Genomic DNA, 10,992 nt, shown 5'->3' with positions numbered 1-10,992 from the left:
GAATTAGGAGAGAAGTGCTCGACGTTAACTTCTTCGACGAACTGAAGATCGGTCTGGCGACCGCCGATGACATCCGTAACTGGAGCTACGGCGAGGTCAAGAAGCCCGAGACCATCAACTACCGCACGCTCAAGCCCGAGAAGGACGGCCTGTTCTGCGAGAAGATCTTCGGACCTACTCGCGACTGGGAGTGCTACTGCGGTAAGTACAAGCGCGTCCGCTTCAAGGGCATCATCTGCGAGCGCTGCGGCGTCGAGGTCACTCGCGCCAAGGTGCGTCGTGAGCGGATGGGCCACATCGAGCTGGCTGCTCCCGTCACCCACATCTGGTACTTCAAGGGCGTCCCGTCGCGCTTGGGCTACCTGCTGGACCTGGCGCCCAAGGATCTCGAGAAGATCATCTACTTCGCGGCCTACGTGATCACGGAGGTCGACGAGGAGCAGCGCCACAACGAGCAGTCCACGCTCGAGGCCGAGATCACCTCCGAGAAGAAGGTCCTCGCCGACCAGCGCGACGTGGATCTGGAGAACCGCGCCAAGAAGCTCGAGGACGACCTCGCCGTGCTCGAGGCCGAGGGCGCCAAGGCCGACCAGCGCCGCAAGGTCAAGGACGGCGGCGAGCGCGAGATGCGGCAGATCCGCGACCGCGCCGGCCGCGCCATCGACGAGCTGGACGAGATCTGGACGACCTTCGTCAAGCTCGCTCCGAAGGACATGATCGTCGACGAGAAGCTCTACCGTGAGCTGCAGGATCGGTACGGCGAGTACTTCAAGGGCGCCATGGGTGCCGAGGCGATCAAGAAGCTCATCGAGAACTTCGACATCGACGCCGAGGCCGAGATCCTGCGCGAGACGATCCGCTCGGGCAAGGGGCAGAAGAAGCTCCGCGCCCTCAAGCGGCTCAAGGTCGTCGCGGCGTTCCAGATGTCGGGCAACTCGCCGCTGGGCATGGTCCTCGACGCGGTGCCGGTCATCCCGCCGGAGCTGCGCCCGATGGTCCAGCTCGACGGTGGCCGCTTCGCCACGTCCGACCTGAACGACCTGTACCGTCGCGTGATCAACCGCAACAACCGCCTCAAGCGACTGATCGACCTCGGCGCGCCCGAGATCATCGTCAACAACGAGAAGCGGATGCTGCAGGAGTCCGTCGACGCGCTGTTCGACAACGGCCGCCGCGGCCGTCCGGTCACCGGACCGGGCAACCGCCCGCTCAAGTCGCTGTCCGATCTGCTCAAGGGCAAGCAGGGCCGGTTCCGCCAGAACCTGCTCGGCAAGCGCGTGGACTACTCGGGCCGTTCGGTGATCGTCGTGGGCCCGCAGCTCAAGCTGCACCAGTGCGGTCTGCCGAAGCTGATGGCGCTCGAGCTGTTCAAGCCCTTCGTGATGAAGCGCCTGGTGGATCTCAACCACGCGCAGAACATCAAGTCGGCCAAGCGCATGGTCGAGCGGCAGCGTCCGCAGGTGTGGGACGTCCTCGAAGAGGTCATCGCCGAGCACCCCGTGCTGCTCAACCGTGCTCCCACGCTGCACCGTCTGGGCATCCAGGCGTTCGAGCCGCAGCTCGTGGAGGGCAAGGCCATCCAGCTGCACCCGCTCGTCTGTGAGGCCTTCAACGCCGACTTCGACGGTGACCAGATGGCCGTGCACCTCCCGCTGTCCGCGGAGGCGCAGGCCGAGGCCCGGATCCTGATGCTCTCGAGCAACAACATCCTGTCGCCGGCGTCGGGCCGCCCGCTCGCCATGCCCCGTCTGGACATGGTGACCGGTCTGTACCACCTGACCACGCTCAAGCCCGAGGCGATCGGTCACTTCGTGGCCGCCGCCAAGGACCAGCCGGAGACCGGCGTGTACTCGTCCCCGGCCGAGGCCATCATGGCCGTCGACCTGGGCGAGCTGTCGATCCAGGCGCCGATCAAGGTGCGGCTCACGCAGCAGCGCCCGGCGGCCGAGGTCGAGGCGGAGCTGTTCGACGGTGCGTGGACCCGCGGTCAGGCCTGGACGGCCGAGACCACCCTGGGCCGCGTGCTGTTCAACGAGCTGCTCCCGGCGGACTACCCGTTCATCGACGAGCAGATGCCGAAGAAGCGTCAGGCCGTGATCATCAACGACCTGGCCGAGCGGTACCCGATGATCGTGGTCGCGCAGACCGTCGACAAGCTCAAGGACGCCGGCTTCTACTGGGCCACGCGTTCGGGCGTCACGGTCTCGATGTCCGACGTGCTCGTTCCGCCGAGCAAGAAGGACATCCTCGACCGTTACGAGGAGCGTGCCGACGGCATCGAGCGCAAGTACGCCCGCGGTGCCCTCACCTCGGGTGAGCGTCGCGACGCGCTGGTCGAGATCTGGAAGCAGGCGACGGACGAGGTCGGTAAGGCGATCGACGACTTCTACCCCGAAGACAACCCGATCACGATGATCCCGAAGTCGGGTGCCACCGGCAACATGACCCAGGTGCGGAACCTGGCCGGCATGAAGGGCCTGGTGACGAACCCGAAGGGTGAGTTCATCCCGCGCCCGATCAAGTCGTCCTTCCGTGAGGGCCTGACGGTGTTGGAGTACTTCATCAACACCCACGGCGCTCGTAAGGGTCTGGCCGATACCGCGCTCCGTACCGCCGACTCGGGTTACCTGACCCGTCGTCTGGTGGACGTCTCGCAGGACGTCATCGTCCGCGAGACCGACTGCAACACCACCCGTGGCATCGTCGTGCCGCTGGCGGAGGTGCAGGCCGACGGTTCGCTCATCCGCGATGCGCACGTCGAGACCTCGGCGTACGCCCGCACCCTGGCCGAGGACGCGAAGGACGCCGGCGGCAACGTCGTCGTCGAGCGCGGCCACGACCTGGGCGACCCGCAGATCGAGGCGCTGCTCGCCGCCGGCGTCGCCGAGGTGAAGGTGCGCTCCGTGCTCACCTGCACCACCGGCACCGGCGTCTGCGCCACCTGCTACGGCCGCTCGATGGCGACGGGCCAGCTCGTCGACATCGGCGAGGCCGTCGGTATCGTCGCCGCGCAGTCGATCGGTGAGCCCGGCACGCAGCTGACCATGCGTACCTTCCACCAGGGTGGCGTCGGTGACGACATCACCGGCGGTCTGCCGCGAGTCACCGAGCTGTTCGAGGCCCGTGTCCCCAAGGGCAAGGCCCCGATCGCCGAGGTCTCCGGCCGCATCCGCCTGGAGGACGACGACCGGTTCTACACGATCACCATCACGCCGGACGACGGCGGCGAAGAGGTCGTGTACGACAAGATCAGCAAGCGTCAGCGTCTCCGCGTGTTCAAGCACGAGGACGGCAGCGAGCGTCTGCTGGCCGACGGTGACCACGTGCAGGTGGGCCAGCAGCTCCTCGAGGGCGCTGCCGATCCGCACGAGGTGCTGCGCGTCATGGGCCCGCGTCAGGTGCAGGTGCACCTGGTCAACGAGGTCCAGGAGGTGTACCGGTCGCAGGGTGTGTCGATCCACGACAAGCACATCGAGACGATCGTTCGTCAGATGCTGCGTCGTGTGACGATCATCGACTCGGGTTCGACGGAGTTCCTGCCCGGCTCGCTCACCGAGCGCGCCGAGTTCGAGGCCGCGAACCGTCGCGTCGTGGCCGAGGGCGGCGAGCCCGCGGCCGGCCGTCCGGTGCTCATGGGCATCACGAAGGCCTCGCTCGCGACCGACTCGTGGCTGTCGGCGGCCTCCTTCCAGGAGACCACCCGCGTGCTCACGGACGCCGCGATCAACACCCGCTCCGACAAGCTGGTGGGCCTCAAGGAGAACGTCATCATCGGTAAGCTCATCCCGGCCGGTACGGGCATCAACAAGTACCGGAACATCCAGGTGCAGCCGACCGAGGAGGCCCGCGCGGCCGCGTACTCGGTGCCGACCTTCGACGACCAGTACTACGGTCCGGAGGGTGCGTTCGGCGCCCCGTCCGGCGCCGCGGTGCCGCTCGACGACTACGGCTTCTCCGACGGTTACCGGTGAGCTGAGTAGCTGAATTCGGCCCCCGCCCTGCGCAAGCAGGTCGGGGGCCGTTCTCATGTCCGACGGTGTGCTTCTGGCCGGCCGGTACCGTGCCCGACGGTGCTGTGGCCGGGCTGTGCGGAGGCATCGCCGCTCGCTTAGACCTCCTCACCTCGCCTAGCGGCTCGGCTCGTCCGATGCGCTCGTCGGCGATGCCTCCGCACATCCCTCGTCCGGCAGTCGGCTTGCGACGCTGGCGATAGTCGGCGGTGGTGCCTCCGCGCGTCCTTCGTGTGGCAGTCGGTTCGCGACGCTGCTGATATGTGGCGGTGCTGCCTCAGCGCATCTCTCATCCAACGGTTGGCTCCCTGCGCTGCTTGAATTGGCCGGCACTGTCGGTAGTCTGCGGTGGATCGAGTGGTCGGCGCCCCCATCGAGTCGTCGTGAGCACGACGTGAGCCGACTTCCCCAAGGTTGCTAGTGGTTTCGGTGATCGTGACCTGCGATTCGCCCGCCGATTCCGCTAGCAACCGTTTGGTCGGCGGCGTCGGTGGGCGGCTTCGCCGTGGCGCTCGCCGGCAGTATGAGGCGCGGCACGGTCGGCGGTGGGCCCGTCCAGCCGCGGTGTCGGAGTTCGGATTCGATGCGCGTGATGAAGGCCGCGAGGTCGCCGGTGAGCGTCTCGGATGTCACGCGAATGATCGCCCACTCGCGGCCGGTGATGGCGTTCCACCGCCGGATGTCTCTGCGCTGCTGCCGTATTGAGCGGTGGTACCCGCCGTCGTATTCGATGGCGATCTTGTGCTCACCGTCGCCCAGGTCGACGTGGTACCCGGTGCCGGGAACCGGCGCCTGCGGCGTGAAGAAGGTCAGGCCCGCGCGGTGCACGGCGAGGCGGGAGTAGGTCTCCCAGTGCGAATCGGCGCCCGTGCTCGATTCGGCGAGGACGGCGCGCACCCGGTTACCGCCGTAGAAGCCGGGATGGGCGTCGAGGTAGGCGAGGACCGCCTCCTGCGTGGTGACGGACCTGTCGTAGTCATCGACGCGCAGACACTGGTCGAACCCCGCGATCCCCTCGTCATCGGTGCTGTGGCGCGCGATGTCGGCAGCGGTGAGCGGCCCCGATGTCGCGCGCCGCCGCAGGACCCTCTCGATGTCCGCCTCGTCGAGCCGGCCGGTGCGGATGATGATGTCCTTGCGGCTGCGCTGCTGCGGCAGCCAGATCTCCGCCGGATGACCCTCGGTGTACAGCGCGCCGTGGAGCGCGGCGGCCGTCCAGCCGGTGAACACGGCCGCGGGGTAGGCGATGGCGAGCGCGTCGCGGACGTCTCTGGCGTTGGTGGACCCCACGCCGTCCTTCCGTAAGCCGTGCACCACCGATGTGGACTCGATGCGCACGGCGTGCGCGGTCCGAGCCTGGAGCAGTTCGCGCGTTCGGCGGATCACATCAATTGGACGCATCACCTCCGTCCGCGGTTCCCGGCCGACCGATTCCCAGCGGTTTCGGCGACGCCGACCTGCGATTCGCCCGCCGAAACCGCTGGGAATCCCATCCGCGGCTCACGTCGTGGACGCGATGTCGCCCGACGTAGCCATTGACGCAACCGATCGGTTGTGTGTACGGTGTGAACATTAGCTGATGTTCACGGCGTGAACACCGACTTGAGGAGCCGATCATGACCACAGCAACCGCCACCGACGCCACCGCCACCAAGCCGTGGACGGGCCGCTCGCGATCGTGGATCGCGGGGATGGTGCTCACCGTCCTGATCTGGGCGTTCCTGGTGTTCGACGTCGTCGGCAAGATCACGAAGCCACAGGCCGTCATCGACGGGACCACGGACCTCGGATTCCAGGAGAAGCACATCCTGGTGATCGGCCTGGTGCTGCTGGTCGGCGTCGTGTTGTGGACGATTCCGCGCACGGCGGTGATCGGTGCGATCTACCTCACCGGCTACCTCGGCGGGGCCGTCGCGATCAACCTGCGTGCCGAGCAACCGATCGCCGGATTCGTGCTGTCGGGCGCGTACGTGGGAGTGCTCATCTGGGTCGCCATGATCCTGCGTCGTCCCGAGCTGCGCCGCGCGATCCTCGGCCGGTAGGGCGCGCGCACGGGGCGGTCGGCGGACGCATATCCTTCCCGCATGAACCCAGATGTCCCGCCCCGCGGTCCCTACGGTGGCGGCCCCGGCGGACCCGCGCCTCAGCAGGGCCGGCAGCAGGGCCCGCCGCCACAGCAGGGCCGGCAGCAGGGCCCGCCGCCGCAGCAGGGCCCGCCTCAGCAGCAGGGCCCGCCTCAGCAGCAGGGATTCCCGCCGGCGCCGCGCTCGCCCCAGCAACAGGGATTCCCGTACCAGCCGGGTGGTCCTCAGCAGGCGGCACCGTCGGGCTACCCGCCCGCGGGCCGAGCGCCCTACGGCGGACCCCAGCAGCCCCCGGCCGCCTACGGGCAGCAGGGAGCGCCGGGCCTGGTGATCACCACCAAGTACTTCCCGATGTCGTGGATCTTCGCCTTCTGCAAGCCGGCGATCGCCGTCGACGGCCACGAATCCCGCGGCGTCTGGGGTCCGAACCCGATCCCGGTCGCGCCGGGCCGGCACCACGTGCACGTGCACGTGCCGTACATCTTCCCGTCGCGGACGGGCCCCGCCGACCTCGTGGTCGATGTCGCGCCCGGCCGCACCACCGAGCTGCAGTACAAGGCGCCGCTGTGGACCTTCAGCGCCGGCTCGCTCGGGGAGGGGGAGCAGAAGTACAACGGCGTCGGCATCCTCGTCGCGGTCATGGCCGTGCCGATCGCGCTGTTGGTGCTGATGCTGCTGCTACTGATCGTCGTGGCAGCGGCCTGACCCCGCACCTACGCCGTCGGCACGATCTCCGAACCGAGCGGCAGTAGTGACAGCCGGATCATCTTGAAGTTCGCGATGCCCAGCGGGATCCCGATGATGGTCAGGCACAACGCGATCCCGGTCACGATGTGCCCGATCGCCAGCCAGATCCCCGCCACCAGCAACCAGATGATGTTGCCGACCAGGGACGCCGCGCCAGCGGTCGGCCGGTCGACGACGGTGCGCCCGAACGGCCACAGCGCGTAGTTCGCGATCCGGAAGGACGCCAGTCCGAACGGGATCGTCACGATGAGCACGCAGCAGATGACGCCGGCCACCGCGTAGCCCAGCGCCATCCAGAACCCGCACAGGACCAGCCAGATGATGTTGAGGATCAGCTTCACCACCCCAGTATGCCGACGCGGCTACCGTGGTGGCATGAACCTCTTCCAGCGCGGAGCCAAGCTGTTCAACACCGCCTTCACGCCCCTGCTCTCCCTTCCCGTCGTCGGGCCGGCGCTGGGGAAGTCGATGGTCACCATCAGCTACACCGGCCGCAAGTCCGGCAAGCAGTTCTCGCTCCCGGTCGCGTACCAGCGCCGCGGCGACGAGGTCGTCATCGGCGTCGCGATGCCGGACCAGAAGCAGTGGTGGCGCAACTTCTCCGGCGAGGGCGCCGACCTCACGCTCCACTTCCCCGACGGTGACCGCTCGGGCCGCGCCGTCGCCTCGTCCGGTCCGAAGGGTACGGCCGTCACGGTCACCCTGCGCTGAGCGCCTCGGTCACCTCCGCAAGCCGTGTGGCGAGGGCCGCCCGGATCTCGGGTGGTCCCAGCACGGTGACGAAGGGCAGTGCGCCCCAGAGCGTCCAGATCGCCCGACCGAAGTCGCCGAACTCCAGGGCCCCGGCACCGTCGGGTCCGGGTGGCGTGACGACGGTGCTGAACGCGCTCAGCTTCGCCCAGCCGTACTCGTCGGCGCGCACGGTCACCGTCGTCCCGGCGTGCCCGGACCGGAACGACGCGCGGGAGGCCTCGAACTCGGCGGGGAGGTCCACCTCGTCGGGCCGCTGTGCGGGCTCGGAAAGGACTGTGACGGAGGAGAACCGCGACGTGCGATAGGTGCGCCGCTCGCCGTCGCGCAGGGCCATGAGGTACCAGGCCTGCCCCGCGTGCACCAGCCCGACGGGGTCCAGCACGCGTTCCGCCGCCCGGCCCCCGCGCGGTCGGTAATCGGCCCGCACGCGCAGCCCGTCGATCACGGCGCGCTGCAGGTCGCCGAGGAACGGGTCGGGCTCGGGCGCGCGGGCGAAACCGTCGGGGCGCACGTGGATCCGTTGGGCGGCGGCGGCCGCTTCCCGACGGTGCGCCTCCGGCACCGCCGCCGCCACCTTCCGCATCGCGCTCGCGAAGGCCGCCGACGACGGTGCCCCGGCGAGTAGCGCCTTGGCCTCGTCGAGGGTGAGTCCCGTCAGGTCTGTGCGGTAACCGGGGAGCAGGCTGATCCCGCCGCCGCTGCCGCGGTCCGTGTAGACGGGCACGCCGGCGGTGGAGAGGGCCTCGACGTCGCGGAGGACGGTGCGGGTGGACACCTCGAGCTCGACGGCGAGCTGTGCGGCCGTCATGGTGCCGCGGTGGCGCAGCAGCATGAGGACGGAGAGGAGGCGGTCGGCGCGCATGTCTTCAAGACTGACAGAAAAACATGACAGAAGGTGTCATGTTAGGGCTGTTGAATCTGTTCCATGACCAATACAGCCACAGATCCCCGCCCCGCCTACGCCGCCGTTTCCGCCTGGATGCAGTCCCTCCTCGCGGGCATCACGGCGGACCAGTTCGACAAGCCCACGCCGTGCGACGAGTTCGACGTCCGCGCACTCGCCCAGCACATCGGCGCCGTCGGCCTGCGGTCCGTCGCGCTCGCCGAGGTCGCCACCGTCGAGGGACAGCCCTTCCTCGCCGACGACTACAGCGCCGAGGCCTACGGCGCCACTCGGGAACGCGCCCTCGAGGCCTGGGACGTCGCCCCGCTCGGCCGCGAGGTCACCGTCCCGTGGGGCGTCGTCCCCGGCTTCGCGGCGCTCGGCATGTACATCAACGAGACGCTCGTCCACGGCTGGGACCTCGCCGTCGCCACGGGGCAGCCCGCCGAGTTCGGCGGCGATCCGGCCGTCGTCGAGGGTGCGCTCGCGGCTGTCCACGCGGCGCTTCCGGCCGAGATCCGCGGGATGGAGGGCGTGCCCTTCGGCCCCGTCGTCGAGCCGCGCGACGGTGCGGGCCCCACCGAGCGCCTCGCCAATTGGAACGGCCGCAGCGCCGCCGGCTGGGTGGCGTGACGCCGGAGCACATTGAGGTCGGGAACTGACCGCTGGGACCTGTTGGATCGATGTCATGACAGAGTCCGTTTCCGATCCCCGCCCCGACTACGCCGCCGCCACGGCGTGGGTCCTGTCCCTGCTGGAGGGCGTCACCGCCGACCAGCTGGACCGGCCCACGCCGTCCGGTGGCGACCTCGATGTCCGTGCGCTAGCGGGGCACCTGACCGCCCATTGCCTGCAGCTGACCGCGCTCGCGGAGACGGGCACCGTCGCCGGCCTGCCGAACACGGTGGCGGAGCACGACGCCGCGACATACGCCGACGCCCGGGCGCGGTCGCTCACCGCGTGGGCGGGCGCGTCGCTCGACGGGACGGTGACCGCGCCGTGGGGGCCGGCCTCCGGCGCCGAGGCGTTGGCGACCTACGTCAACGAGGCGCTGGTGCACGGGTGGGACATCGCCGTGGCCACCGGGCAGCCCGCCGAGATCCCCGACGGTGCCGTCGCCGCGGCCGCCCTCGAGGTGGCGCGGGTCGCGATTCCGGCGGAACTGCGTGCGGTGCCGGAGTTCCCGTTCGGCCCCGTCGTCGAGTCGCGCGACGGTGCCGGCCCCACCGAGCGTCTGGCCAACTGGAACGGCCGCAGCGCAGTAGGTTGGGGCGCATGAGCACTGTCGCGTTGTTCCACTCGGTTCTCGGCGTGCGCGAGGGCGTGCGGCTCGCCGCGGACCGCCTCCGCGCCGCGGGACACACCGTGCACGTGGTCGATCAATACGACGGCCGCGTCTTCGACTCGTACGACGAGGCCGCCGCGTTCGCGGAGGGCATCGGTTACCCGGCGCTCATGGCGTCGGCGCTGGCGGCTGTCGAGGGGCTCCCGGACGACCTGGTGGTCATGGGCTTCTCCAACGGCGGCGGCATGTCCACCTACGTCGCGTGCAACCGGCCGGTGAGCCGCGCCGTGCTCTGCTCCGGCGCGCTGCCGCTGGACATGATCGGCCTGCCGCACTGGCCGCAGGGCGTGCCGGCGCAGCTGCACTACGCGGTCGACGATCCGTTCCTGCAGCCCGGCTCCGTCGAGTCCGTGCTGCGCTCCGTGGGGGAGGCGGGCGCGATCGGCGAGTTCATCCAGTACCCCGGGGCGGGTCACCTGTTCACCGATCCGTCCCTGCCCGACGAGTTCGACGGTGCCTCCACCGAGGTCTTCTGGGACGCGGTGCTCCGGTTCGTGGGAGCGGCCGACGCCGACGGCCGTTAGCCGTTGACATGAACGCCGGTTGAGGTCCTAGCGTTTCAGGTATGAGCATCGCACTGAACCACACCATCGTCGCCGCCTCCGACAACTTCGAGACCGCGCGGTTCCTCACCGAAGTACTCGGTCTCGAGGCGCCGGTGGACGTCGAGGGTGGGCACTTCCAGCAGGTCCGACTGGCCAACGAGGTCGCCCTCGATGTCATGACGGTGCCCGGGCCGATCCACCCGCAGCACTACGCCTTCCTCGTCTCGGAGCCTGAGTTCGATGAGATCTTCGCCCGCATCCGCGAGCGCGGCCTCGCGTTCCACGCCCACCCCGACGGTTCCGGCGTCGGCGAGATCAACCACCGCTTCGGCGGCCGCGGCGTCTACTTCCCCTCGCCCGACGGCCACGCCCTCGAAGCCCTCACCGCCGTCTGAGCCGCCACTCGGGGAACGCGCGGGGACGGCGGCGTGGCTTGGGGGACGACGGTGCGGCTTGGGGGACGGCGTCGTCGCGCGGGGGCCAGCCGAGCCCCCATGAGAAGCGCGGCGTCTGACGAGGGAGCGAACGCCAGCCCCGCCTCTCGGCGCCGCGCGGGGGACGACTGCCCGCCGGCTCCTGGTGGCGGGACTCGGTGGGGTCGCGGGGATGATTCGGCGGAATGGAC

11 protein-coding genes are annotated in these 10,992 nt (G+C 69.4%); 8 read left to right on the top strand and 3 right to left on the bottom strand.

Annotated features, from left to right (window positions below):
• Positions 1–14: 14 nt before the first annotated feature.
• On the top strand, positions 15–3,971 hold the full coding sequence (locus AXK61_RS23825) for a DNA-directed RNA polymerase subunit beta' (RefSeq protein ID WP_068574435.1): 3,957 nt from the start codon (positions 15–17) through the stop codon (positions 3,969–3,971).
• Positions 3,972–4,427: 456 nt separating this feature from the next.
• On the opposite strand, the gene AXK61_RS23820 is transcribed toward AXK61_RS23825, so the two are convergent.
• Positions 4,428–5,300, bottom strand: coding sequence for a DUF559 domain-containing protein (locus AXK61_RS23820; protein WP_175400089.1), 873 nt, complete (start codon positions 5,298–5,300; stop codon positions 4,428–4,430).
• Between the two features lie 326 nt (positions 5,301–5,626).
• Here AXK61_RS23820 and AXK61_RS23815 point away from each other — a divergent pair, with 326 nt between their 5' ends.
• A complete protein-coding gene (locus AXK61_RS23815) occupies positions 5,627–6,052 on the top strand; it encodes a DoxX family protein (RefSeq protein WP_068574439.1) in 426 nt (141 codons plus the stop codon).
• 42 nt (positions 6,053–6,094) lie between these two features.
• Positions 6,095–6,799, top strand: coding sequence for a hypothetical protein (locus tag AXK61_RS25835; RefSeq protein ID WP_231855647.1), 705 nt, complete (start codon positions 6,095–6,097; stop codon positions 6,797–6,799).
• An 8-nt stretch (positions 6,800–6,807) separates the two neighbouring features.
• On the opposite strand, the gene AXK61_RS23805 is transcribed toward AXK61_RS25835, so the two are convergent.
• On the bottom strand, positions 6,808–7,182 hold the full coding sequence (locus tag AXK61_RS23805) for a YccF domain-containing protein (protein ID WP_068747210.1): 375 nt from the start codon (positions 7,180–7,182) through the stop codon (positions 6,808–6,810).
• A gap of 34 nt (positions 7,183–7,216) precedes the next feature.
• Between AXK61_RS23805 and AXK61_RS23800 the strand changes: the two genes are divergently transcribed.
• Entirely contained in the window at positions 7,217–7,552 is a 336-nt protein-coding gene (locus tag AXK61_RS23800) for a hypothetical protein (protein WP_068574441.1), read from the top strand.
• Here the strand turns inward: AXK61_RS23800 and AXK61_RS23795 are convergent.
• Positions 7,539–8,456, bottom strand: coding sequence for a helix-turn-helix transcriptional regulator (locus AXK61_RS23795; protein ID WP_068747161.1), 918 nt, complete (start codon positions 8,454–8,456; stop codon positions 7,539–7,541). The genes AXK61_RS23800 and AXK61_RS23795 overlap by 14 nt on opposite strands.
• Before the next feature lie 63 nt (positions 8,457–8,519).
• On the opposite strand from AXK61_RS23795, the gene AXK61_RS23790 reads away from it, so the two are divergent.
• Genes AXK61_RS23790 through AXK61_RS23775 form a run of 4 tightly spaced genes read left to right on the top strand, consistent with a single transcriptional unit; the run spans position 8,520 to position 10,762 of the window.
• A complete protein-coding gene (locus AXK61_RS23790; RefSeq protein WP_068747160.1) occupies positions 8,520–9,110 on the top strand; it encodes a TIGR03086 family metal-binding protein in 591 nt (196 codons plus the stop codon).
• A 55-nt stretch (positions 9,111–9,165) separates the two neighbouring features.
• On the top strand, positions 9,166–9,756 hold the full coding sequence (locus AXK61_RS23785) for a TIGR03086 family metal-binding protein (RefSeq protein WP_068574447.1): 591 nt from the start codon (positions 9,166–9,168) through the stop codon (positions 9,754–9,756).
• Positions 9,753–10,346, top strand: a complete 594-nt coding sequence (locus AXK61_RS23780; protein ID WP_068574449.1) for a dienelactone hydrolase family protein — start codon at positions 9,753–9,755, stop codon at positions 10,344–10,346. Before AXK61_RS23785 ends, AXK61_RS23780 begins: the two co-directional genes overlap by 4 nt.
• Before the next feature lie 41 nt (positions 10,347–10,387).
• Positions 10,388–10,762, top strand: coding sequence for a VOC family protein (locus AXK61_RS23775; RefSeq protein WP_068574451.1), 375 nt, complete (start codon positions 10,388–10,390; stop codon positions 10,760–10,762).
• The last annotated feature ends 230 nt before the right edge of the window (positions 10,763–10,992 follow it).

This window comes from Tsukamurella pseudospumae, assembly GCF_001575205.1.
Lineage (GTDB): Bacteria > Actinomycetota > Actinomycetes > Mycobacteriales > Mycobacteriaceae > Tsukamurella > Tsukamurella pseudospumae.
This window is presented reverse-complemented; position numbering and strand designations above follow the sequence as displayed.